Below are 23,150 nucleotides of genomic sequence, written 5' to 3' on the forward strand. Positions count from 1 at the left end.
TATCAAGATAGATTGACAGGCGCGCGGGGCACAGGCGCGATCTCGCGCATCAGTTGGAAGGGTGGCTGCGTGGCCTTAAAGTCAGGGAGTGTCGCGAGGGCAGGGTACGCCGACCATCAGGGGTGTGAGGTACACGGAACGCATCATTCAAAATCGATTGCCCAGACGAGATGCGTTATCGTCGGACGTTCATCCGGACCGGCCAGCAGGACACGAAAAATGCGCGGCGTGGTACGCCGCGCATTCATGGGTGGTGCAGGACAAATGCCTTCAGGCGACAGGTTCCACCTTGCCCATCGCGCGATGTAGTTCAGCCGTTTCATGGGAAGACAGACCCAGAGCTGTCGCAAAGGATGACAGGTAGTGCCGCTCGCTCTCATTATCGAGATCCCCGACCAGCAGCGCCGCCGAATGAGCCTCCTTGCGGGCATGCTGTGGCGTGGCCGCGGCGACAGCCTGCGGGTCGATCGGTTCGCGCAAAGCCGTCTGCAGAATTGCCCGTTCCTCGGGGGAGGCGTCATTCAGAATGTCCAACAATGTCTGCTGTTCCTCAGTGTCAATCGCACCGTCTGCGCGTGCGACCTGAACTATCGCTCGCAGGATCGGCCTGGCATCCTGATCTGCTTCGACGTCCTGCAGATTGAATTGATCTTCGAATTCGCGCGCCGGGGTTTCCGCCTCCGAGCGGTGGCCAAGCGCATTTGCCAATCCACCGAAGAGCGCGCCCAGCGACGGGTTCGCGGGGCTGATTTGTCCCGACGCGCCGGCTTCGCGCGGGCCGGATGCTCCCGCCATGCCGAGACTGTCGAGAATACTGCCCAGCCCGCCGGTCCGTGCATCGGTCGCGCCCCCGATGCGGCTTTGCATGCCGCCCGGCTGCCGGGTCTGTTCGCCCAGACCCTGCAGGGATGATTTCAGACCGGACAGACCGCCCATTGATCGAAACACCTCGACTCCCTTTTTCGCGGCAAAGGCCAAGGCCAGTTTCGTAATCATAAGCTTGACAGACACTGTAAATCTCCCTGTGTGCTGGCCTCTGTTCGTAGCTCTGCGCTCGGTGCCGTGGGTAAGGGGGCCGACCCGCTCTCTATGCGATGATCCGGCGTTCGTATCGACGTAACGCGATAGCGCGCACAGCGGTAACCTCGCTCAAGGTCCAGTGGTTCCATGTGTGGCCACCCGGCGTTGGGTGGCGGGCAGTGCGGTGTCATACAGCTCCGCTCCGCGACGGGCGGCTCCAGGTATGGTTTCACCCGGCAAGAGCATGGAACAAAACCGCAAGCTGCAAAAATGAGTGAAAAACCTCGGAACCTTCCGGAAGCGCAGGGTGTTTCTAACTCAATATCGCAGACTAAACCGACAAAAGGAGTTATGTCATGCTTGGATGGGCTTTGACGTTTTTGATTGTTGCTCTCGTGGCAGCACTGCTGGGCTTTGGCGGGATTGCCGGGGCATCCGCAGGTATCGCGCAAGTTCTGTTTGTGCTGTTCCTCGTTCTGTTTGTGGTCGCAATGATCGCACGCGCGGTCAAGGGTCGCCCGCCGGTATAACCACAGTCCAATCGTAAAAAGGCGTCGCGCATGCGGCGCCTTTTTGTATGGTAGAACGACAGATTTTTCGGTGCCATGGCACCATCAGGGCAGACACACTTGGCGGTGCTGCCGCCCGTAACCCGCGTACACCCTTACCAGCCTGTGGAACCAAAACGGTGCGCAGCGCGTTCTGCCCGAATGCTGAATTACATTTCGTACGCCGTGGCGGCGGTGACCGCCTTATTCGTTGCAACGGTCTCCCTTGCGGAAGAGGAGACCTGTGACCGCGAGCGTTGGTATTGCGCGGATACTCTAAACCCGGGTTTGACGACGCTTTCTGCTACCGTGGATCGCGACACGCCGCGGGCAACCATTGAAAGCTTCCTCAATGCCGCCCGGCACCAGAACTGGTCTGATGCCGCCCATCTGCTTGATTTGTCTGACGTGCCAGAGGGCGACCAGGCCCGGATCGGTGCGCGTCTTGCGGAACGTCTCGAGACCGTCATCAGCCGCAAAGCCGTGATCAGCTGGGGCGCCCTGCCAGACCGACCTGACGGCATGGATGCCACCGCAGCCGCAGACGCGCCGCTGGCAGGTCAGCCGCGCAAGTCGCTTTTGCTCTGGACCGTCGACCTCAAGCGCTATCCCGCCAGCATTCGTCTCAACCGGATCCGTCCTGACGGCGGCGATCCGGTCTGGGTCTTCTCCCGTCAGACGGTGCAAAACACAGATGCGCTCTTTGCGCTCTACGGCCCAACCTGGTTCGAGGCGCAACTGCCCGAGGCGCTGAAAGCAAGCACGCGCTTTGGCCTGATGTGGTGGGAGATACTTGGATTGCCGATTGTGATCCTGCTTGCCTTTCTTTGCAGCCGCTTTGTCTGGACCGGCCTGACCGCCGCCAAGCGTCGGGCCAAGAGAGCAATAACGCGCGAAATCCTGCGCTCCGCCCGCGGCCCTGCCGCCATTGGCAGCGCCACGGGGATTGCGCTGGCGATTGGCTCCAACCTCTTCGTGTTCTCCGGCCAGATTTCCACGGTTGTTACTCCCGCGGCCTGGCTGGGGCTCATGGCCTCGGGGCTCTGGTTCGCCGTCAACTGTATCGACGTCATCCTCGACCGGCTGACGGAATTCGATGAGACCGATCTGACCAAATATCAGGCCCACCATATGCGCACCGTCGCAACCCGCGTTGCCGCGGCGCGGCGGGCGCTGGTCGTTGCTGTGGTGCTGATCGGCGGCGGTGTTTTCTTGTCGCAGACCAACGTGTTCCAGAACCTCGGTCTGACATTGCTGGGCACCGCAGGGGCACTCACCCTCGTGCTCGGCTTTGCCGCCCGCCAGGTCCTGGGCAACATCATGGCCTCCATGCAGATCGCCTTGAACCAATCTGCCAGGATTGGCGACCGCATCGTCTACAAGGACTATCTCTGCCATGTGGAGCGCATCAACTTCACCTATGTCCAGCTTCGTGACTGGGACGGAACGCGTCTGGTTGTGCCGGTTGACGAGTTCATCTCGACGCCCTTCGAGAACTGGACGATGCAAGAGCCCGAGATGCTGCGGATCATCAAGCTGAAATGCGCGCATCAGGCGGATGTCGATCAGCTGCGCACGATCTTTGATCGGGTGGTTGCATCTCTGGACCCGGAGGAGCTGGGCGATCTCGATGATGCGAAAGTCCGGGTCGCCGGGCAGGATGCGCTCGGCAAGGACGTGTGGTTCGCGCTGCCCTGCGCCGATCCGAACACATCCTGGGACATGGCCTGCAAAGCGCGGGAGAAGCTGATTGCGGAAGCCACCGATCTGGAAAAATCCCAGAACATCGACATTTTCCCGGAGGCGCGATTGTCGGAAGCGGCCTGATGATGCAGGCTCGCATATCTCGGGCTGATGTCGGCAGGACGTGATTGTCCAGGTTTTGCTCCGGGTGGCGCGATTGGTCCAGACACCGTCCGCTGTTTGTCGGGACCTGAATTGGCTTCTCTCGAACGGAGATACTGATATTCGGAGTGCCGACCGGCACGGCAGGCGAGTTGGTCTCCGGTCCGGCAAAGGCCGAGGCGCGGGATGACGTGGCGCCTCTGACTGCTAGAGAAACCACAAAATGACGCCGGTGCACGCCGCTGCGAAGGTCAGGATCGTGGCGAGCAGGGTCATACGTTTGTAGGATTGCGTCTCCACGTCATGTTCCGACATGCGCGTCTGGGTCTTGCGACAGTTGATTGCCGCCGCCCAGAAGATGAGGATGCCGGACAGGATAAAAAGCTCGGCGATCGCTTTGGCCAGCAGGGGATACTCCGTGCCATTGAAAACCGCTTTGAGGCCAAGGGCCAGCGCGACACATGCCATCCCGGTGCGCATCCATCCCGCAAAGGTCCTTTCATTGGCAAGCACCGTGCGATCTTCGGCCCAGGCCGTTCTCGCATTCGCCAGATCGTTCGAATCCGGATCTTTTGGAAGGTCGGCTGTGGGCATGTCTCTTCTCCTGTGGCTTGGGTTCGGCGGGGCGCAGATAGAAGCATAGACGGCACGACCGTATCTGAGCCAGTGTCACGCCCTGTCGTCTGCTGCCCGGGGTCCCCTAGCTTTCAAGCCAGCTGAGCAGATGTTGCTCGCTCACCCGCAGGTCGGGAATCTCCGTTGGCGCTGGCAGGGTCGCCTCATGTTGCGCCAAATCGATCACCTTCGGATGAATATAGCTGTTGCGGGCAATCGTCGGTGTATTGTGCAACCTCGTTGCCGCGGCCTGTGACATCTCCTTGATCGTGGTCGGACCGGCCTGGGCAACTTCGAAAGCCGCCAATGTCCCTGCCCATGTGCGGAACGTCTTGGCGGTGATCCTGTCCATGTCACAGGTGGCCGCGATGTAGTCGTTCAGAGCGTGCGAGCTGAGTGTCTGCGGGGCGCCGTCGTCATCGACCCAGCTTAGGAGCGTGGCACCGGGCAAATCGCCGATCTTGTTCAGGATGCGCGCCAGGGTCCGGTCCGCCATCTGCTTGCGGACGCGCTTCCCGCCTTTCGCAGTGTAGCTGAGATTGATACAGGTTCCGTTCAGCGCGACATGGCGCTGCTTGAGCGTCAACGCACCATAGCTTCCGTTCTCGCGGGCATATTCGTCGCTGCCGACCCGCATCGCGACCCGGTCGATCAAGGCCACAGCACTGGCGAGCGCAAAGGTCTTTTCACCGGCGTTTTCGGTAAGATCACGCCGCACCCGGCGCCGGATGCGCGGCAGGGTTCGGCCGAAGTCGGGCAGCAACTCAAACTTGGTCCTGGCCCGTTCTGCCGCCCAATCCGGGTGATACCGATACTGTTTGCGGTTTTTCGCATCCCGTCCCGTGGCAAGCAGGTGGCCGTGGGGCAGGGGGCACATCCACACGTCATCATAGGCCGGAGGCACGGCGAGCGAGGCCAGCCGCTTGCGTTCGCCTGCATCATCTATCGCCGTGCCGTCCGGGGCGAGGTACCTGAACCCTCGGCCCCATCGTTGGCGCGTGATGCCCGGACGGTCATCCGGATAGTAGACGATGCCTGGCATGATCAGAACTTGGTCACCTCGGAGGCGAGTTTCAGCACAGCGTCCCCGTCCTCCTGTTTGATGTAGAGCGCTTTGTCGTCATCTGACCCGTTCCGCGTGACCTCCGTGCCCTTGATCTTGCGGGTCACCGAGCGGGTATAGGTCTTGTCGACGGTGCCGGTGGCAGTTCCCTTGCCCCAGTCCCACTTGACCTTGTCTCCTGTTCCAATCGACATTCTGTGTTTCCTCCTGGTTCGTCATTAAAGCTCTGGCAGGCTCTGCAGGCGCCGGGCCCTCAGGATGACTGGGCCTCTTCTTTGCCGAGCGCGCCGGATTTCACGTTCAGCGGTTCCTTGAAAGTCAGTGTCCGGTAGGGGAAGGGGATTTCCACGCCTGCGTCGTCCAGCGCCCGTTTGACCGCCGCGATCACCTGATCGCGAGAGCGGCGGATATCGATGGGTCTGGACCCCGTCCACCAGGTGACCTCGAAATCGATCGAGGATGCACCGAAGGCCTGCGCAAAGACCTCCACATCCTTCACATCATCGCGCACGGTATCCACACTGATCACCGCATCCTCTATGATGCTGCGCGCGGCATCGACATCCTCGCCATAGGCAACCCCGCACATGATGGTCGTGCGGCGCAGATCGCGGTCGGTTCGGACGACGACGGCGTTCTGAAAGAGTATGTGGTTCGGCACGACCACCCGCTGGCCGTCCGTCTGGCGGACATGGCTGTCGCGGATCGTGATCTCTTCCACCTGCCCCTCGACGTCGTCGCATTCGATGTGGTCACCGATGCGGAACGGCTCCCGCAGCAGGATCAGGATACCCGCCAGAAAATTCTCGAACGTGTCCTTGAAGGCAAAACCAATCGCCACAGAACCCAGACCGAGCGTTGTCAGCGCCTTGCCGGGTGTGATGGATGGAAAAACGATTGTGAGCGCCAGCAGTATCCCGACAAGCCACAGACCAACACCTGCGATCATCGCGAGCACATCGATAAGGTTCTGGCGCATCCTGAAGCGCTTGCCGAGCCGCCGCACAATTCCCTTGGCCAGCAACGTAACGGCCCATGTCGCCAGAACCACGACGACAGCGACCACCAGCCGCGGCCCGACGTCGACAAGCGCATCGGCATATTCGGTGAGCTTGTCCATAAGCGCCGTCGTGATTGTCGTGACTTCCATGATTGCCTTATCAATGACCGATACCCGTTAACGCCCCACAGGACCGAATGTTCCGAACCGAGCGTGCTCCGGCTGAACATCAACGATGACATGCCTTTTTGCCGCAACCCTAAGGCATGCATGATTGCTCACTGCTTTGAGCCGACAATGCGAGTATGATGAAAGCTCAAACTCTAAAGAGTAGCCAGATGACTGGACCACACGACCAGAAATCAGCGGAGGAGCTTTTTGAGGCGCACCAAGCGTCTTCACGCCCTATTTGGCTAAGCCCGAAGATGAGCTTGGTCGTGTTCTTGCTCTCTCCAATCCTGTTTCCTCTTATCTTAATGCCCTATGCAGGCGCATTCTTTACGTGGGCTGGCAATCATCCTGCCTGGCAAACGCTGTTTTTCACCTCACTTGTCATCATGGGTCATGCAACGATCGACGTTATGATCCGAGACGTGCTGCGCGAGAATTCAAAGCGATTGGAGGGCGCAATCAAAGCACAAGCGAACGCGGTGGAGAGCGTCCTGCCAATCGCACTTTTCTTGAGAGCATTTCACGAAGATCGCTCATATAGCGATCTGGGTGGAGGTTTTTCTATCTTTGAAGAACTTGAACGCGGCCTTAGGTCTGAAGGGTATTTCCCACTGGCGCTTGGGCTCAACTTGCCCGTTGGGCCAGATCATGGCGTCGCCTTCATCGAAACATCTGAAGCGACCTGGTGGGAGGCGTTTTGCGCAGCCGCAAACGCCGCGGGCGTCATAATTGTAGCACCGGACGATACGCCGTCACTGAGAAGAGAGATCGCATGGTTGGCCACAAATCATCAGCTCGAAAAGGTTCTGTTCGTCATGACACCGAGATCCCGCAACGTGCTTGCAGTATCCGGAGACGTGCCTACGGCCCATCCGGCGGGGCCAGACAAGGCGCGCATGGCGTCATGGGAGGCCTTTCGGACATCTTTTAGGACCCTATTCAATGTATCGCTTCCGCCTTATGATCCGAGAGGTGGGTTGGTGTGGACCGATGGTGGAAACCAGACCACAATAACCACTATGCGTACGGTCGATGAGCCAGAGAAATTGGCCAACGATTATCGAAGCGACTATGGGGTCAAATTCGACCTGACCATAAAACACGCAATGGAAGGATTGCCCCCTCCCACGCATAGCATTCGTGACTTTTGGTCTTTACTTCCATCGTTTGCCAAACCGATCACAGGTGGCTCGGTTTTGAAGCCGCCAGGTTCAACCGGTTTGGAATGGCAAACGTTGAAGCTGTATTCCGCCGTAAGCTGGGGGACAGTTTTGGGGTTTCTGCTGGTCTGTCTGCTAGTCTATATGGGCGTGTTTTGAATCGATGCTTAGGGCCTATTGGAACTGCAATACCCTTGGGGCGGCTTAAACGAGGCCAGACAGCTCTTCGTCGAGGCACGGGTTCGGACTATTACCGACCATCTTTCTCAGGCGATGGGCAACAGAGGACAACTGTCAGCTCGATGATTTGACTCGGGTGACCGCAATGTCCGCTAATGTGTGGAGTTTGGGTCTAACTCGATCTTGCGGTCGCGGCGAAAGTCCGGTCTGGCGGGCCGCGTCGCAGCATGCGAGATCTGGGACGAACGGCAGCTATGGGCCGCCAGCGAGGACGGCCCAAATTTCTAGATTTCGATGGCCTCAGCGATCGCCAGTGCATCTTCAAGTTCAACGCCAAGGTATCGCACCGTGCTGTCCATCTTCGTGTGTCCGAGGAGAAGCTGAACAGCACGCAGGTTGCCTGTCTTCTTGTAGATCTGAGTCACCTTTGTCCGCCGCATCGAATGCGTGCCATATGCGCTCGCCTCTAACCCGATCGAAGTGACCCAATCGCGGACGATCCGCGCATACTGGCGAGTCGAGATATGAAGACGCTCATGGAAGCGGCCTGGCCAAAGGTACTCTGAGCCGACCATGAGTTCGTCTTCCATCCACTTCTCGACCGAGGCTCTTGTGCCTTCGGATATCTCAAAGCGCACCGGTTTTTGCGTTTTGCTTTGCAACACGGAAGCCCGTTCTTTGATCTGGCCAGATGCCATGACGTCGACGACTTTCAGCTTTACGAGGTCGCATCCACGCAGCTTGCTGTCGATCGCCATGTTGAAGAGCGCGAGGTCTCGATGGTTCTCCGCCAGTTCCAGTCTGACGCGGATCGCCCAGACATGTTTCGGTTTCAGTGGTCGTTTTTGTCCAACGATGCGGCCCTTGTTCCAAGCTGGGCGCAGAGCGCGAATGGCTGGTAAGTTTCGTGTTTCCATGACTGATCCTCCGATCCGCCATGCCCGCCCACAACGACAACCCGACGTTGACCAAAGCAGTGTATCACAGGATGCTGCGCGGCGTCCGAGGTCAGCTACGAGCCCAGAGTGACGGATGCTGCAGGGAGTACAAATGGCAGGCATGATGGGGTATATTTCTTCTATCCCGACGTGCCGAAGGGGATTGCAGCGGACTTTCCCCGCTATCGGGTCCATCTGCGGCTTGATGATATGGTGGCCTAGGTTGGCGCGGCTCAGGCTGGGTTGGGTGTCGTTCGGATGCCCATTCTTCCTGGACGCGCAGCGGCTGATCTGGTGCAAGTGCCGCTACTGCTGCCACAAACCGATGCAGATATCTGGGTGGTGGGGCACCCTGATATCTGGCCATCGCGAAAATTGAGTGCTTTTCGGGACATTCTGACCCCGTATTGCAAGGCGCACCGCGACAGCTTTGTCGCCTGTCGCTCCTAGCCTGCAGAACAGCCGATGGCGTCGAGTGCCGCCGCCTTGCTGGAGCGCGCGATCTGGTCAGCGGCGGGACCTGATCCCACAGCCCGCGAGAGGGTAAGCCCGCCAATCAGTGTCGACAGGAACGCCCATGCAATTGCCTCGCGTTCGGCCGCAGACCCCGCCTGCGGCAGGTGGTCTGCAATCTCTTTGATGATGCGGCTCATCAGTTCCGCGTATTCGGTTTGCACAGCTGGATCTGCCCTGATCACGTCCGGCGTGAGACTGGTCATTGCGCAACCGCCCTCTAGGTCGATCCGGTGACCCTTTCCAAGATAATAGTCTGCAAAGGCTGCTGGCCACTGAGCGCCATGCTTCTTGCGATACTCGGGCAATGCGGCAAGGACGTCTTCCAGACCCGAGACAAGTGCCGCCCGGAAGGCACCATTCTTGGATTTCAGATGGGCATAGAAAGCGCCAGACGTGACACCAGCGTCTTTCGCGATTGAGTCGACCCCGATCCCTGAATAGCCCTCTTTTCGAAATGCCCGGCCAGACGCCTCTAGCAGTTTCATCTTGGTGGATTCTGATTTTTTCACGCCAAGCCAATCCTTTAGCTAATAAAATAACGACCACTATATTTTTTGATTGACGGCGGGCGCCAATCGGAATAGCGATATATAGGGATCGTTATATTTCGTTACCCACCCCAAGACAACCACCAAGGTAGGTGGCCCCAATCTTAAGGAGAAGACGACATGGCTTCACGTGTGCCCCGGCACGCGCCCGGTGGAACTGCGCCAATGTCACGGCGCAAAGCTACCGCAGGGCTGGCCGCCATTCCCCTCGCGGCAATAGGGCTGACTGCTCACAGGTCAGCTGCAACTGCGCAATCCAATCAAAAGGAACACCAAACTATGCCTGCCAACGCCTTCGTTTACACAGAATTGCAAGCGTCCGTGCCCTTCACGGATGTTCCTTGGGAAAAGCTGAATGCTGCCATCGCGGCCCAACCCGGGTTTGTTGACAAAACGTGGTTTTCCGGGCTGGGCAACCATTCTGTCGGCGGGCTTTACGGGTTTGCGAGCGTCGATGATGCGCTGCTGTACTGCACGGATTTTTTCCCTGCTCTGGCCCGTGACTTTGGCGTGGCGCAAACAACGCGGGTCTTTGATAATCAGGCAACCGCAGAGGCCAGCGCGGCGATGGATGCGCCCCATTTTGGCGGACGGGTCACAGCCGAGCCCCGCGCATTTGTTTACACCGAAGTGCAGGTCGCTGTTCCATTTGAAAACGCACCATGGCAGGACCGAAATCCGGTCTTGCGCAGGCAAAAGGGACTGTTGTCCAAGATCTGGCTAAGTGGACACAACACAAACACGCTGGGTGGCTTGGACGCCTTCGACACTGTCGAAAATGCGTTGGACTTTGCCATCAATGAATTCCCGAAAACGACAGCCGCGATGAACGCTGCCTTTTATACGCGCGTCTTCGATGCCCGTGTGACCGAGGCCGCAAGCCGCGGCCTCAACTCTCCCTACTACCTTTAACCTCTTCAACTGAACGGAAATGACATGAAACTGAACTCTCTTTCTGGTGCCATCATGGCGCTTGCGATGTCGTCAACTGCTGCAATGGCTGCCGATTGTTTTGAAATGGGCGGCGTCGCCATCCCTAACTTCTTTGGTGAAGGCGAAGGCCAGCCGATGATCATCTCGGCGGTTTTGACCGGTGCTGTTCAAAATGCGGCTGGCAAGATCACGGCCACCCGCGAGACTGAAACGGGTCTTGAGATGGACATGGAACATTACTTTGGCCGTGACGATGGCGGCGCATTCCAAACAAAGGATCTGGGCGTTCTGACCGCCGTGCCGGGCAAGCCGGGCCGCTTTATGATCGAAATCACCTACGACATTCAGCCAGACGTCACACGCGGCACGATGAAAGGCTACTCAGGCCAATTCAACAGCTATGGCCTTGTCGATTTGCGCGACGATGACAACCTTGTTGGGCTGGTCCGCTACCAGGGTGAAATCTGCCGCTAAAATAAGCTACCGGGGACAGGCAGTGTTTGTCCCCGGTCCTTTGGATCCTTCAGGCGTATCATTATGAACACTCAGTCAACGTCCCCAAACACACCGCACGCCATTCTTTATTCGATGGTCCGTGTCCGAGACCTTGATCGGTCCTTGCGCTTTTATTGCGATGCACTCGGGATGCAGGAATTGCGTCGAGAGACTTTTACAGCTGCTGAATTTACGCTGGTCTTTGTCGGTTATCCCGACAGCAGCGCAATGATTGAGCTGACTTATAACTGGGGCGAGCACAGCTATTCGCACGGCACCGGATATGGACACATCGCATTGGAGGTTCTCGACATACACAAGACCTGCCTTCATCTGGCCGGGCTGGGCGTCGAAGTCACCCGAAACCCGGGCCCGATGAAAGCCGCACCGGATGAAACCGGCGAACACGAAACCATCGCCTTCATCAAAGACCCTGACGGTTACAATATTGAGCTCATCCAAGCACCCTAGGCGTGCCTACAAGCGATGAGGCACGGCTGACGTGGATCACAAACTCTTTGGGCACGGCAATCTATGAAACGAGACACACCATGACGAGCAACCGCACTTCTGAGAAACAACAGGTTCACAGACTCAGTAGGTCTCTGGCTCTGACCTCGTTCTTAACTGCCATGATCGCCGTTCCAATACCGGCGTTGGCGGATGGGGCCCACCTGATGTCAACGAAAGTCGCCGAAAACCTGTACATGCTGACAGGCGATGGTGGGAACATCGGCGTCATGATCGGGGACGATGGCACGTTTCTCATCGACGATCAGATGGCACCTGCTTTGCCGGAATTGCTTGCGCTTATAAACCAATTGGGGGGCGAGCCCCCCCGGTTCCTGATCAACACCCATTTCCATTTTGACCATACTGGCGGAAATGAACTTCTTGGCGGAACTGGTACAACGATTTTCAGTCACGAGATGGCCCGTACGCGTCTTGCTGATGGAAGTGATATTCCTCTTTTTGATTTGTCGTTTCAGCCGATGGCAAGCGATGGATTGCCCGTTGTCACCTTTAAGGACTCGATGAGCTTCCATCTAAATGGCGACATAATGCGCGCCGTCCATACGCCCCGGGCACACACGGACGGAGACTTGGTGGTATTTTTTGAGATGGCCAATGTCGTGCACGCGGGGGACGTATTCTTCAACGGCATCTATCCGGTGATTGATACTCACAATGGCGGTACCTTGCAGGGCACGATCAGTGCCGTTGAAATGCTACGCGACCACACCGATGAACATACCAAAATCATCCCGGGCCATGGCTCGTTGGGATCCCGCGATGACCTCTTGGAGTACCTCACAATGCTTCAGTATGCCCGCGATGAACTCAGCAAACTGAAAGGTGAAGGAAAAACGCGCCAGCAAGTAGTCGATCTTAGGCCGCTAGACCAATTTGATGCCAAATGGTCTGGGGGATTTTTCTCAACGGACATTTGGACTGGACTGATGTTCGACGCGCTTTAGCAGTGCCTTGCGTGAGGTGTTTTGAACGCTCTCTGGAAAGGAACTGCCCCACTAAAGAACATCACAGTGAAAACTGCATTTTCATCGCGAGATGATCAATCAGCGGGAATAGAGCATGACTGACTTTTACCCTTCGTCGCGCATCTTCAACCGATGGCCAACTTTCACAATGGCCTCAAGCGCAGGCACAAGTTCACCGCCCAGATCTGTAAGGGCGTATTCGACGGATGGGGGTGAGGTCGGTTGCACGTTCCGGGACAACACTCCGCGCTGCTCAAGCTCCGTCAGCCGTGTGGAGAGCACCTTGGCCGAAATTGGCGGAATGTCGGTACGCAACTCGTTAAAGCGGCGCGGGCCAGCACGCAGCGACCAAATCACATTGGCGGCCCAAGCGCCGGAGATCACCGCCATACAATGCGTCAGCATACAAGGCTGCGGCGGTTCGGGGCTTTGGTTTTTGCGGACTTTGAGCGGCATGACAGTTGACTAGGTTTCCTTTGGGTAACTCGATAATCAAGTTTCCTCTAGATACCTAGTTGTCAACGGTTAGCAAAGTCATCATCTCTGAACTGTCACCAAAGCAAACAGGAGCTAAGACAAATGAAACTTTACTACAAACCCGGCGCATGCTCGTTGGCATCCCACATCATTCTGAATGAACTTCAGATTCCGTTCGATCTGGATAAGACAGACACAGATACAAACAAAACAGAGGCTGGCGATGATTTCCTCAAAATCAGTCCGAACAGCTATGTTCCAGCTCTGATCACCGACGAAGGCGACATCATCACCGAAAATCCAGCCGTGCTGCAGTATTTGGCCGATCAGTCACCCGATGCTGGTCTCGCGCCACCGAACGGTACGTTGGCACGTACCCGGCTTCAGGAAACTCTGAATTTCATCTCGTCAGAGCTGCACAAATCCTTCAGCCCATTTTTTACGGGTCGGGAGCTTGATAGCGATGCAAGAAAGAGGGTCGAGGCAGGTGTCGGGCGCCGCGCGGCGCATATTGAGCAACGTCTCGCAGACGGTCGTCCCTTTCTGCTAGGTGACACGTTCACCGTCGCAGATGCATATGCATTTGTAGTGCTGAATTGGGCAGGCTTTGTCGGGCTCAGCCTTGACGCGCATCCGAAAACCCAGGCTTACGTGGCACGTATTGCGGCACGTCCCGCCTCGATCAAAGCGATGATTGCCGAGGGCCTGATGGAGCAGGCGGCATGACTGCATTTGCGGCAGTAACAGAGGTGATAGAGACCTATTTCGACGGTCTCTATCACGCCGATACGGACAGGCTGGCTAAAACGTTTCACCCAAAGGCGATCTACGCGACAGCGGATGAAGCACCACTGCTGTATCGCACGATGGATGAGTATTTCGCGGTAGTGGCCAAGCGCGTGTCCCCGGCCTCGCGCAATGAACCTCGGCGTGATGTGATCGACTCCATAGAGTTTGCAGGTGAAAACACCGCCTTTGCCCGTGTGCGATGTTCCATTGGGACAAAGGATTTCATCGATTTCTTGACGCTTGTGCGAACCGACGGCGCATGGTCGATCATGGCCAAAATCTTTCAAATCACTGAACGCGCGAACTGAAAGGAAGCGATATGCCCTATGTAAATATCAAAGTAACACGTGAAGGTGTCACCCCGGATCAGAAGGCCGCGTTGATCAACGGCGTCACCGACTTGCTGGTGCGGATCCTCGACAAGTCTCCGGCGACAACTTTTGTCGTCATTGACGAAGTTGCGCTTGAGGATTGGGGGATCGGAGGTCTACCGGTCGACCAGTATAGACGCGACGCGGCAGGTTGACCTGAATGGCCATCCGCACATCCCTTTGTGATCTCTTCGACATCGAACATCCCGTCCTGTTGGCACCTATGGCAGGTGTCAGCGGCGGGGCGCTTGCTGCGGCCGTGAGCAAGGCAGGTGGTTTGGGCCTGGTCGGCGGCGGTTATGGCGACGCCGATTGGCTCAAACGCGAATTCGACGCAGCAGGTGATGCGCGGATCGGGGTCGGCTTTATCACTTGGTCGCTCGCGCGCCAGCCGCAATTGCTCGATCTTGCCCTCGCGCGCAACCCGGCAGCATTCATGCTCTCGTTCGGTGATTTTAAACCGTTTCTCCGTCAGATCAGGGACGCCCAAATAAAACTGATCGTTCAGGTGCAGACGCTCGAACAAGCGCGTGAAGCTGTCGATGCTGGCGTTGATGCCGTCGTGGCGCAGGGCACAGAGGCAGGCGGACACGGCGGCACCAGAGCGACGTTGCCCCTCGTCCCGGCGGTTGTGGATATCGCGCAAGCAATACCAGTCATCGCGGCAGGCGGTATCGCTGATGGACGTGGTCTGGCTGCGGCTCTGGCGCTTGACGCTTCCGGCGTCTTGTGTGGAACCGCCTTCTTTGCCAGCGATGAATCCCTCGCCAGTGAAAATGCCAAACAAGCTGCTCTGCGCGGCTCGGGCGACGATACTGAACGCAGTTCCGTATTCGACATGGCACGTGGGCTCAATTGGCCTTCGGATTGGAACCTGCGCACGATGCGCAATACCTTCACGCGGCGGTGGAGCGGGGATATTGTCGGCTTGGGCGAAAACCTTGCAGAAGAGCAAATCCGTTTCAACGCCGCTTCGGCAGCGGGTGACACGGATGTAGCCGCCGTGATCGTCGGCGAAGCTGCTGACCTCATTCGAAACCGTGGGCCTGCGCAAGCCACTCTTCAGGACATGACTTCACAAGCCGGGGAAATCTTGCAGCGCCTTGGCCGACGTGTGGAACCCTTCAAAGAGGATTCAGAGAATGCCAAAACTTAACGGAAGCTGCCTGTGCGGCGCGGTCTCGTTCGAGGTCGTCAACGCGTTCGACACAATGTTCTTGTGTAGTTGCGATCAGTGCAGACAGATCACCGGATCGGCCTTTGCATCAAATCTGTTCATAGCAGCCGATGGGTTCAACTGGCTGAGCGGCGCCGATGAAGTTGCCACCTACAAAATGTCGGCGCGAGACATCTCCAAATCATTCTGCCGTGTATGCGGATCAGGCGTTCCCTGGGCAAGCGGCGACGGAATGAAAATGATCGTTCCAGCGGGATCTCTGCGCGGGGAGCCGGAAGTGGTCAAAAAGTACAGGACATTCGTCTCTGAACAACCATCGTGGTCCTCATGTCTTGATCAGGTTGAGGCATGTGTGGGGCTTCCCCCATAGCGCAGTGTTTTTCTGTTTTGCGATCGACCGGGAAGCGGCCGTAACAACACCACCTTGGCACCCGCAAATGCGAAACCTTAGTCAGAAAATTCCATGTTAGGAGACGCAATTGATTACCTGTTACGTTCAATATGAACTGAACCCATCTAAAATTCCCGAATTCGAAGAATATGCGCGTGTATGGATCCCCTTGGTCGAAAGATTTGGCGGAACGCATCACGGGTACTATTTGCCGCACGAAAGCCCGAACGACCTTGCCGTCTGCCTGTTTTCGTTCCCCTCTCTGGCGGATTATGAGACCTATCGCATCAAGAGCCTGACAGACAGCGAATGCCAGAAAGCATATAAATTTGCCGAAGATACAGACTGTATCAGGCGCTATGACCGTCACTTTTTGCGTCCATTGGAAATGCCCAGCTAGGTCGGCGCAATCCGCCATTTTTGGCGCAAGCAAATTCATGAAATCTGTATGGAGCTTCATTATGGGCCGCCCGCCGCTTCCGCCATTTTCCGAAACAACTGCCGCGCAAAAAGTGCGCGCCGCCGAGGATGGTTGGAACAGCCGAGACCCCCAGCGCGTGACGCAGGCCTATACCGACGACAGCCAGTGGCGGAACCGGTCTGAACTCCTCACTGGACATATCGAAATCGAAGCATTCCTGACGCGCAAATGGCAGCGCGAACATCACTATCGTCTAATCAAGGAACCTTGGGCATGGACACAAAACCGGATCGCCGTGCGCTTTGCCTACGAATGGTGTGATGACGACGCGCAGTGGTTCCGGTCCTATGGCAACGAGAACTGGGATTTTGCGGCAGACGGGCGGATGTGCCGTCGTATTGCCAGCATCAACGATATGCCAATCACGGAACAGTCGCGTCTGTTTCATTGGCCCTCGGGTCGCCGTCCGGACGAGCATCCAGGGCTGACCGAGTTGAATCTCTGATTTTGCTGTCACGATACTGGACGTTCATGAAAGCATGCTCTCGTATTTTGAACTTGCGGCAAACGAAAATCTGACGGGCCGTTCCTGCAACGGCGTCCCCAACACGGAGCAAGCGAAGCGCATCGGACGTTAACATCCCGAGATCCCCGCAGAAGCCGAGGCAGAAGTCGATGGCCTCTTCGCGCAGAGTTGACACCGCACTCCGTGTGAGTTGATCACTTCCCCATCATGACGATTTCGGCTGAGGAGGTCCGGCACAATCCGGCTCTTTACCTGTAGCTGCCAAACCGTTTTCTGATCTACCGGCAGTTACAAGGCATCGCAAAGCAGTCATTTGCGCAGCCGCAGCGAAGGTCGGCTATGCGGGCTGCGACTGCAGCATTGGTGTCAGCGGTCGGATGTCGCCTTTGGGCCGTCAATGCCTTTTGTCGTTCCCTATATCACCGGTGATGTTGCGGAGCGGTGAATGACCGCAAGGAGCCCATTTTTCCGGATGCTGCGCTCTGTACCAAGGTCCGACAACAGGTGCGAAGCGGTCATTCGAGGATGTTTTTTGCGTCTGTCCGGTGATGGACTGGACGGGTTAGTCAGTAAATTCAGTATCTTAATTGATTCCGTGTGCACCGTATGTGCAACAAAAAATCGCGTTCTGGCGCACTCTGTCGGGCGTTTGGCGATTGTGTGGATTTGGCTAAATTGAAGCGAGTTGGACTTGGAACGGCCTAGAGATCTCACCAAGTCTGCGACGGCACGTAGTCATTTGTCCTTTGTCGTGCCCATCAAAGAGTTGGTGAGTTGAAGGTCGGCGTTTTCCCGTTTCGGTGGCGGTCGTTGCCATCTTCGTGCTAGCCGCCGCGATCATGCCTGCGGCGATCGAGCGTGCAGTGCTCCATGCGACAGCCACAAACCTCGGCTGAATGTACCTCTTGGTCGCGACGGGATTTGTCTTTTTCGTGCTGTTTCTTGCACTGACACGGATCGGGAGCAGGGGACTGAGCGCCCGGGATCAGAAGGATGCTGTGTTCTCGAACTCGATACTCCTGCCCGTTGCGACGTGCGGCACGTGGTGGCAATGCCCATCCAGCGCGTAGCGTCGACATCGACCATGGACATTGGCGGTACATGAACGAGGTCGCGCATCGTACCAGCGGTGAGTTGTTGTCACGTCCTTCGCTGTGTCAGCCAGATCAGCAGTGCGACTCCGAGCATCGCGGAGAGAGCCGATCCGCTGAGAATGCCCAACTTCGCCGCATTTAGGACGGACCAGTCGAATGCGAGGCTCGCAATAAACAGCGACATCGTGAAACCGATTCCCGTGAGAAACGAGCCGGCGATGATGAATGGCCACGACAGCCCTGGCGCGAGCACAGCCAGGCCTGAGCGGACCGCAAGCCAGCTGAACCCGAGGACGCCAATCGGTTTTCCCAGCACCAGGCCGACAATGATCGCCACGGAAACCGGTTGTCCAAAATCGGCACCGCCAATCGTGATGCCAGCATTTGCCAGCGCGAAGATCGGCATGATTGCAAAGCCGACCCAAGGGTGCAGCATTATCTCAAGACGTTCGACTGGCGAGAGCGATTCGGTGAGCGCTCGGCCCGCCTGACGAAGGTCATGATGGCCTGCAACATCCCCTTGCCGATGGTCGCCGTTCGGAGCGGCGAGTACGCGCCCGAGGATCACACGCAGGCGAATATCGCTCACCCAAATTCGGGTAGGGGTCATGAGGCCCAGAATGACACCGGCGATGGTCGCGTGAACGCCAGAGGCATCGAAGCACAGCCAGACTGCCGCTCCCATGAAGAAATAGACCGGGATGCTTCTGATCCCGAGGCGCGAGGCGGTTGCTACAATACCAATTCCCAGCAAGCCCAACCCGAGGGCCGACCAAGTCAACGCTTCCCCGTATCCAAGGGCGACCACGAGTATCGCGCCGACATCATCAAAGATAGCGAGGGAAAGCAGGAACAGACGCAAGGTGGGCGGGATCCGGTTTCCGAAAAGGGCCAGGCATCCGATCACGAACGCCGTATCCGTCGCCATCACGGTTCCCCAGCCGTGCATCCCGGGTTGCCCGTACATCATCGCAAGAAACAGGGAGACCGGTACAACCATGCCACCCACTGCGCCTGCAAACGGCAGGGCGGCCTGTCGAGGGTTTCGCAATTCGCCCAGCACGATCTCCCGCTTGAGCTCCAACGAAAGCACAAAGAAGAAGAGCGTCATCAAACCGTCATTGATCCAGTGTCGCAGCGAGCGGGTGAAATCCAACGAGCCGAATTTCAGGCCAATGGGCGTCTCCCAAAAGCCCAGAAAGGCCTCTCGCCAAGGTGAATTCGCCAGCGCCAAGGCCAGTAGAACCGCCAGAAGCAGGAGCCCTCCTGCCGCCGCTTCGATTTTCAGAAAGCGCACAAATGGCTTTGTTATTCTGTCGGCGGCCTCATGAGGCAGAGTCCGGGGATCGTCGATCATGGGATGAGCGTGCCTTTTCCAATTAGAAGATGCACCGCTCTCACATCACAGCCCTGTAGGCACCCTCGCGCGTCTCTTTGCCCAGACATCATATCATGCAAGGCTCAGGCGGACAGAGCGCGTGCCTCGGCGAACGACAAAAGTCTGCGGCGACTCTCATCCCAGAGGTGGAGGTGCGCGCAGCGGAGGCTTTGCCGAAGCGTTATGCGTTTGGTCTGTGCCAGAATCTCGTGATCCTCGATCACCTCGGGCAGGCGATAAAACGGAATTCGACTGGCCAAATGATGAACATGGTGGACACCGATATTGCCAGTGATCCAGCGTAGAATGCTCGGAAGCTCGTAATGTGAGCTTCCGTAAAGTGCTTCTTCGTGGATGTTCCAATTTTCTTCGTGCTGCCAACTGGTTTCTTCGAACTGATGCTGGACATAGAAGAACCACATGCCGGCTACTGCACCCAAGAACATGGTTGGCAGGAAGACGAACAGAACAACGTCCCATCCACCCAGCCAAACGATCAAGGTCAGCGCCGAACCAATGGCGGCGTTTGTTCCCATCGCGCTCAGCCAGTATCGCCAGCCAGACCGCATTAAGTGAACGGGCAGTCGGTTCTGCAAAAAGAACGTATAGAATGGCACCACCCCGAGCAGGAAAACTGGATTGCGGATAAGCCGATAGAGCGCCCGGCCTAGCCACCCCTTTTCTCGGTACTCCGTGACTGTGAGTGTCGGCATATCTCCGACACCCCGCCGGTCGAGGTTTCCGGTCGTGGCATGATGGATTGCGTGCGTTTTGCGCCAGACGTCATAGGGCGTCAGCGTGATCACGCCGATCAGGCGACCGATCCAGTCGCACAGGCGCCGATTGCGAAACAGGGACCCGTGACCGCAATCGTGCTGGATCATGAACAGTCGGACGAGGAACGCCGCATTAACCAGTGCTAGGGCCATTGCCAGCGCAGTACTGATCGAGAGCATCCACCAGGCGACCGCCCATATTGCCACGAACGGGGCCACTGTCACAGTCAGCTCGAAGATGCTGCGCGAATGGATTGGCTGTCGGTATTTCGCCATCGCCCGCGACCAGTCTGACGGAGCCAAATTGGGCTCTTCCCGCATCAGATCAGTCTGACCGGCAGCATTTCGCGTGCCCGGCTCCTTACCCGTGATCGACGAGGTCCGCGCTTGTACTGGGGGCTGCGGCGCGCTCAGAGGCTGAGCTTTGCGGACCCGGTTGGTGGTCTGATCCGGTATCTCTTCTCGATCTCGCCCTTGGCGACGACTGTTGGTTGAATGGGACGAAAGCTTCATCGACAATAGAAATCCTGTGTGATTGAGCGTTTACACATGCGGCCTCCGAACGGAGTTGCCACCAGCAATGATCTGGTTGATGAGTGCCGCAACAGATCGGTGCGTTTCCGTTTCGGCCTCCGATCCGTTTGCGTTCTCATGGGTTGCTGCGGCGTCGCGAAGAACACCCACGATCTTATGCTCCGGCAGCAGTCCGCCATCGTTCATGGCAAGCAGAAGTGCTTCGCAGATTGAAAGGGCGGCCTGTCCTGAATGCTCGTTCGCCGTAGACATCTTCGGAATTCCCTTCTTGTTTCGCGATCTAGGCTGAATTCGCGCCTGACCCATCCGTACTTCTCGCACGAAATGAGCTATGCTGGACTGATCGAGAGCAGTCGAAGAAACGATTTCCACACGGCTGACGGACCTGTCAGGGAGAAGCTATGACACCATTCGCGAACAGCCCGCTCACCCGCAAGCTTTCGGCCTTTGTCGCTTTGTCAAAGGCGGAGTTCGATGTGCTCGAGCGCCTGCACCAGCGCCGCCGCTCCTTCGTCGCTGGGCGCGATATGGTCCATCAGGGGCAGTCGGATCAAGCTGCTTATATCCTGTCCGCGGGTTGGGTCTGTTCCTACAAGCTCCAGCCTGACGGGACACGCCAGATTGTCGATTTTCAAGTGCCCGGGGATTTCCTCGGCTTGCGCAGCGTGCTGTTGCGCACCTCGGACCACAGTTTCGAACCCATCGTGGAAATTGAGGCCGCCGAAGTGTTGAAGAGCGACCTTCTGGCGGCCTTCTCGGATACTCCGCGGCTTGCGATAGCCATTCTTTGGGCGGCGTCGCGGGACGAGGCAATGGTGGTCGAACACCTTGTAGGGATCGGCAGGCGCGATGCGGACGCCCGCATGGCGCATTTTCTGTTGGAACTGGGATCGAGGCTCGCACTGGTGGGTATGGGATCCAGGGAAGGATACGATTGCCCACTGACCCAGTATCACTTGGCCGATGTGCTGGGGTTAAGTGCCATTCATGTGAATCGCGTCCTGCGACAGCTGCGCGAAAGAGGGCTGGTGACCTTTCGAGACGGTCGCGTGTCCTTTGAAGATCATGCCGGGTTGGTGAAACTGGCTGAGTTTGATGCAGCCTATCTGGATCAGAGCGGCCCGCCCCTGAAGTGAGAGGGCCGCCCTCCGTTGCTCGGCAGGCGACCCCAGGCATCACATCAGACGATGGCGTTCACGCGAGGGCGTGGGTCGCCGCATCGAGTTCCTTGTTGGTCTCGGCGTCGTTTTTCGCCGTATGCGCCTTCTCGGCTGCCTGGTAATGCTTCAGAGCAGCGTCCTTCTTCGGGCCGGAGGGCGCCTTGTCCCACGCGGCTTTCACGGAGGTCATCTTCTCGGCAGTCTTGTTCTGTTCGGGAGTCATTGGAATTGTCCTTTCCTGGACGTTCCGAGAATAAGAAGCGCGCCGACATGCCGACCCTTTTGGGATCGGCAAGCCCACACGCTTCTCGGGTACTCGGAAAAAGATGCACCGCCAAATACTCGGCGGGCACGTCCCACCTAACCGATGTTAGCGCCACGCCGTACTGACGTAGGTTAGTCTTGGCGGCCGCGGCAGGTCGATTGCCTCTGCGCTTCTCATGTCACCACAGTTTGCTGGTGGGAAATCCTTACCCAAGTCTCGTCATCGTTAAGATAGGTTGAGGCGCAGAGCGCCTTGTAGATTGGCACGTCGGGCTTCTCCGCCGAGACCCGATAGGTGAGGATCGCGATGTCACCGCATCGTGTCACGCGCCGTTCGGCCATGACGACGGAACGCCAGCCGGTCCTTTCGCGAAGATGGGGCCAGATCTGGTCACCCTGGAGGATCCCGGGCGGATAGGGGAAGACCATGACTGCGTTGGTCGCTGTCGTCGCCCGCGCGTTGTCGGCGCCACTGGTCCAGAAGTGTTCCTCCATGTCCCACAGAACGCCCTGTTCACCCGGTGATAGCGTGCCGGACTTGTGTGCCGCATGGGCCGGTCTCCTCGCGGTCGCGGTTGGTAGAGTCATTCGCCTGACCCCGACCCGCCAACCATGAACATCTGAAATAGAAGGAAGACAATCGCGAGCAACGCCCAGATCGCTCCGCTTGTCCCCGGGCGGTCGCCGGTCACCGTCGAGGCAGCTCGCTTCAGGCTACCTGACGCCCGGCCTTCGGGAAGCAGCTCGCTCAAGTCCCGCGCGATCCTGCCGTGATCGCTGGCGAGCGCGGGTACGTCCCGAAATCGGGCAAGCAGCGTTCCCAAGCGTGCCTGCGCGGCGTCGTGCCCCAGCATGACCAGTTCAGCGGTTTCCTTCCATGGATCGAGGCCAAGCCGCGCGAGCGTGGAGAGCACAGTCACGGCATAGCCGTTCCGGTCCTCGCCGACCGACGCATGCAGAAACCGATTGAACTCGGGCGGGTGCGGGTTGAGAACATTGGGGTCGGCCATCGCCAATCCTTTCAAGGGTTGCAGGAATGCAGGTCATCCCTGTTTCCCAAAGCGTACGCGCAGGTCGGACCCCGCGCCCTTACACAGGTCAGTGCCCGCAAACCTCTCCAGGGTGTTCGCTACCCGCGCGGCGCCCGGGACTAACATGTGTCAGCACCAGTCGAACGGTTCCGATGTACAAGAGGAGAAATCGTTCGACTGGTCAGGTCCGGAGTCCAAGGGGCCGTCAACTGTGGCGAGCGACGGATCTG

30 protein-coding genes are annotated in these 23,150 nt (G+C 57.7%); 16 read left to right on the top strand and 14 right to left on the bottom strand.

What is annotated here, in order from left to right:
• Positions 1–270: 270 nt before the first annotated feature.
• Positions 271–1,011: a DUF533 domain-containing protein gene (locus Q1A63_RS12660; protein ID WP_298976229.1), complete on the bottom strand. Its 741-nt coding sequence runs from the start codon at positions 1,009–1,011 to the stop codon at positions 271–273.
• A 365-nt stretch (positions 1,012–1,376) separates the two neighbouring features.
• Here Q1A63_RS12660 and Q1A63_RS12665 point away from each other — a divergent pair, with 365 nt between their 5' ends.
• Together Q1A63_RS12665 and Q1A63_RS12670 are read left to right on the top strand one after the other, a co-directional pair.
• On the top strand, positions 1,377–1,550 hold the full coding sequence (locus tag Q1A63_RS12665; protein ID WP_298976230.1) for a DUF1328 domain-containing protein: 174 nt from the start codon (positions 1,377–1,379) through the stop codon (positions 1,548–1,550).
• Positions 1,551–1,730: 180 nt separating this feature from the next.
• Positions 1,731–3,395, top strand: a complete 1,665-nt coding sequence (locus Q1A63_RS12670) for a mechanosensitive ion channel domain-containing protein (RefSeq protein WP_299631842.1) — start codon at positions 1,731–1,733, stop codon at positions 3,393–3,395.
• Positions 3,396–3,620: 225 nt separating this feature from the next.
• Here the strand turns inward: Q1A63_RS12670 and Q1A63_RS12675 are convergent, their stop codons facing one another.
• From Q1A63_RS12675 to Q1A63_RS12690, 4 genes are all read right to left on the bottom strand, one after another.
• Positions 3,621–4,007: a DUF202 domain-containing protein gene (locus Q1A63_RS12675; protein ID WP_195818646.1), complete on the bottom strand. Its 387-nt coding sequence runs from the start codon at positions 4,005–4,007 to the stop codon at positions 3,621–3,623.
• Positions 4,008–4,113: 106 nt separating this feature from the next.
• Positions 4,114–5,070 carry a DNA topoisomerase IB gene (locus tag Q1A63_RS12680; protein WP_298976236.1) on the bottom strand — a complete coding sequence of 319 codons (957 nt, stop codon included), beginning with the start codon at positions 5,068–5,070 and terminating at the stop codon, positions 4,114–4,116.
• A gap of 2 nt (positions 5,071–5,072) precedes the next feature.
• Positions 5,073–5,285: a DUF2945 domain-containing protein gene (locus tag Q1A63_RS12685; RefSeq protein ID WP_298976237.1), complete on the bottom strand. Its 213-nt coding sequence runs from the start codon at positions 5,283–5,285 to the stop codon at positions 5,073–5,075.
• Positions 5,286–5,344: 59 nt separating this feature from the next.
• Entirely contained in the window at positions 5,345–6,241 is an 897-nt protein-coding gene (locus Q1A63_RS12690; protein ID WP_298976238.1) for a mechanosensitive ion channel family protein, read from the bottom strand.
• 188 nt (positions 6,242–6,429) lie between these two features.
• Here Q1A63_RS12690 and Q1A63_RS12695 point away from each other — a divergent pair, with 188 nt between their 5' ends.
• Positions 6,430–7,581, top strand: coding sequence for a hypothetical protein (locus Q1A63_RS12695; RefSeq protein ID WP_299631846.1), 1,152 nt, complete (start codon positions 6,430–6,432; stop codon positions 7,579–7,581).
• Positions 7,582–7,886: 305 nt separating this feature from the next.
• Here Q1A63_RS12695 and Q1A63_RS12700 read toward each other — a convergent pair whose 3' ends face one another.
• On the bottom strand, positions 7,887–8,519 hold the full coding sequence (locus Q1A63_RS12700; RefSeq protein WP_299631848.1) for a tyrosine-type recombinase/integrase: 633 nt from the start codon (positions 8,517–8,519) through the stop codon (positions 7,887–7,889).
• A gap of 279 nt (positions 8,520–8,798) precedes the next feature.
• Between Q1A63_RS12700 and Q1A63_RS12705 the strand changes: the two genes are divergently transcribed.
• Positions 8,799–8,990, top strand: a complete 192-nt coding sequence (locus Q1A63_RS12705; protein ID WP_298970188.1) for a hypothetical protein — start codon at positions 8,799–8,801, stop codon at positions 8,988–8,990.
• On the opposite strand, the gene Q1A63_RS12710 is transcribed toward Q1A63_RS12705, so the two are convergent.
• A complete protein-coding gene (locus Q1A63_RS12710; RefSeq protein WP_298970186.1) occupies positions 8,987–9,565 on the bottom strand; it encodes a TetR/AcrR family transcriptional regulator in 579 nt (192 codons plus the stop codon). The two genes, Q1A63_RS12705 and Q1A63_RS12710, sit on opposite strands and share 4 nt — an antisense overlap.
• 318 nt (positions 9,566–9,883) lie before the next feature.
• Between Q1A63_RS12710 and Q1A63_RS12715 the strand changes: the two genes are divergently transcribed.
• The 4 genes from Q1A63_RS12715 to Q1A63_RS12730 all read left to right on the top strand — a co-directional run bounded on the left by Q1A63_RS12715 (position 9,884) and on the right by Q1A63_RS12730 (position 12,510).
• Entirely contained in the window at positions 9,884–10,516 is a 633-nt protein-coding gene (locus tag Q1A63_RS12715; protein WP_298970184.1) for a YdhR family protein, read from the top strand.
• A gap of 24 nt (positions 10,517–10,540) precedes the next feature.
• Positions 10,541–11,011 carry a hypothetical protein gene (locus tag Q1A63_RS12720; RefSeq protein WP_298970182.1) on the top strand — a complete coding sequence of 157 codons (471 nt, stop codon included), beginning with the start codon at positions 10,541–10,543 and terminating at the stop codon, positions 11,009–11,011.
• Between the two features lie 63 nt (positions 11,012–11,074).
• Positions 11,075–11,503 carry a lactoylglutathione lyase gene (gloA, locus tag Q1A63_RS12725; protein WP_299829864.1) on the top strand — a complete coding sequence of 143 codons (429 nt, stop codon included), beginning with the start codon at positions 11,075–11,077 and terminating at the stop codon, positions 11,501–11,503.
• A 206-nt stretch (positions 11,504–11,709) separates the two neighbouring features.
• Positions 11,710–12,510 (top strand): MBL fold metallo-hydrolase, encoded by an 801-nt coding sequence (locus Q1A63_RS12730; protein WP_298970181.1) that lies wholly within the window; start codon positions 11,710–11,712, stop codon positions 12,508–12,510.
• A gap of 126 nt (positions 12,511–12,636) precedes the next feature.
• Here the strand turns inward: Q1A63_RS12730 and Q1A63_RS12735 are convergent, their stop codons facing one another.
• The gene (locus Q1A63_RS12735; protein ID WP_298970178.1) at positions 12,637–12,936 is read right to left on the bottom strand and encodes a helix-turn-helix domain-containing protein; all 300 of its coding nucleotides are present in this window, start codon (positions 12,934–12,936) and stop codon (positions 12,637–12,639) included.
• 174 nt (positions 12,937–13,110) lie between these two features.
• Here Q1A63_RS12735 and gstA point away from each other — a divergent pair, with 174 nt between their 5' ends.
• From gstA to Q1A63_RS12770, 7 genes are all read left to right on the top strand, one after another.
• A complete protein-coding gene (gstA, locus tag Q1A63_RS12740; RefSeq protein ID WP_298970176.1) occupies positions 13,111–13,734 on the top strand; it encodes a glutathione transferase GstA in 624 nt (207 codons plus the stop codon).
• A complete protein-coding gene (locus tag Q1A63_RS12745; RefSeq protein ID WP_298970174.1) occupies positions 13,731–14,105 on the top strand; it encodes a nuclear transport factor 2 family protein in 375 nt (124 codons plus the stop codon). The genes gstA and Q1A63_RS12745 overlap by 4 nt, the downstream gene beginning before the upstream one ends.
• A gap of 11 nt (positions 14,106–14,116) precedes the next feature.
• Positions 14,117–14,323: a 4-oxalocrotonate tautomerase family protein gene (locus tag Q1A63_RS12750; RefSeq protein ID WP_298970172.1), complete on the top strand. Its 207-nt coding sequence runs from the start codon at positions 14,117–14,119 to the stop codon at positions 14,321–14,323.
• Positions 14,324–14,328: 5 nt separating this feature from the next.
• Positions 14,329–15,324, top strand: a complete 996-nt coding sequence (locus tag Q1A63_RS12755; protein ID WP_298970170.1) for a nitronate monooxygenase — start codon at positions 14,329–14,331, stop codon at positions 15,322–15,324.
• Positions 15,311–15,715, top strand: coding sequence for a GFA family protein (locus Q1A63_RS12760; protein WP_298970167.1), 405 nt, complete (start codon positions 15,311–15,313; stop codon positions 15,713–15,715). The genes Q1A63_RS12755 and Q1A63_RS12760 overlap by 14 nt, the downstream gene beginning before the upstream one ends.
• A gap of 109 nt (positions 15,716–15,824) precedes the next feature.
• A complete protein-coding gene (locus tag Q1A63_RS12765) occupies positions 15,825–16,136 on the top strand; it encodes an NIPSNAP family protein (RefSeq protein ID WP_298970165.1) in 312 nt (103 codons plus the stop codon).
• A 61-nt stretch (positions 16,137–16,197) separates the two neighbouring features.
• Complete coding sequence (locus tag Q1A63_RS12770; RefSeq protein WP_299631854.1) at positions 16,198–16,662, top strand: nuclear transport factor 2 family protein; 465 nt, start codon at positions 16,198–16,200, stop codon at positions 16,660–16,662.
• 1,161 nt (positions 16,663–17,823) lie between these two features.
• Here Q1A63_RS12770 and nhaA read toward each other — a convergent pair.
• From nhaA to Q1A63_RS12785, 3 genes are all read right to left on the bottom strand, one after another.
• Complete coding sequence (gene nhaA, locus Q1A63_RS12775; RefSeq protein WP_298976153.1) at positions 17,824–19,134, bottom strand: Na+/H+ antiporter NhaA; 1,311 nt, start codon at positions 19,132–19,134, stop codon at positions 17,824–17,826.
• 104 nt (positions 19,135–19,238) lie between these two features.
• Positions 19,239–20,252, bottom strand: coding sequence for a fatty acid desaturase (locus tag Q1A63_RS12780; RefSeq protein WP_299632102.1), 1,014 nt, complete (start codon positions 20,250–20,252; stop codon positions 19,239–19,241).
• A gap of 222 nt (positions 20,253–20,474) precedes the next feature.
• On the bottom strand, positions 20,475–20,717 hold the full coding sequence (locus Q1A63_RS12785) for a hypothetical protein (protein ID WP_298976154.1): 243 nt from the start codon (positions 20,715–20,717) through the stop codon (positions 20,475–20,477).
• Positions 20,718–20,866: 149 nt separating this feature from the next.
• On the opposite strand from Q1A63_RS12785, the gene Q1A63_RS12790 reads away from it, so the two are divergent.
• Positions 20,867–21,601: a Crp/Fnr family transcriptional regulator gene (locus Q1A63_RS12790; RefSeq protein WP_299631855.1), complete on the top strand. Its 735-nt coding sequence runs from the start codon at positions 20,867–20,869 to the stop codon at positions 21,599–21,601.
• Positions 21,602–21,659: 58 nt separating this feature from the next.
• Here Q1A63_RS12790 and Q1A63_RS12795 read toward each other — a convergent pair whose 3' ends face one another.
• The 3 genes from Q1A63_RS12795 to Q1A63_RS12805 form a co-directional block, all read right to left on the bottom strand.
• On the bottom strand, positions 21,660–21,848 hold the full coding sequence (locus tag Q1A63_RS12795) for a hypothetical protein (RefSeq protein ID WP_298976157.1): 189 nt from the start codon (positions 21,846–21,848) through the stop codon (positions 21,660–21,662).
• A gap of 215 nt (positions 21,849–22,063) precedes the next feature.
• On the bottom strand, positions 22,064–22,477 hold the full coding sequence (locus tag Q1A63_RS12800; RefSeq protein ID WP_298976158.1) for a hypothetical protein: 414 nt from the start codon (positions 22,475–22,477) through the stop codon (positions 22,064–22,066).
• The gene (locus Q1A63_RS12805; protein WP_298976160.1) at positions 22,474–22,899 is read right to left on the bottom strand and encodes a hypothetical protein; all 426 of its coding nucleotides are present in this window, start codon (positions 22,897–22,899) and stop codon (positions 22,474–22,476) included. Before Q1A63_RS12805 ends, Q1A63_RS12800 begins: the two co-directional genes overlap by 4 nt.
• Positions 22,900–23,150 lie beyond the last annotated feature (251 nt).

This window comes from uncultured Roseobacter sp. (assembly GCF_947499265.1).
Classification (GTDB): domain Bacteria; phylum Pseudomonadota; class Alphaproteobacteria; order Rhodobacterales; family Rhodobacteraceae; genus Roseobacter.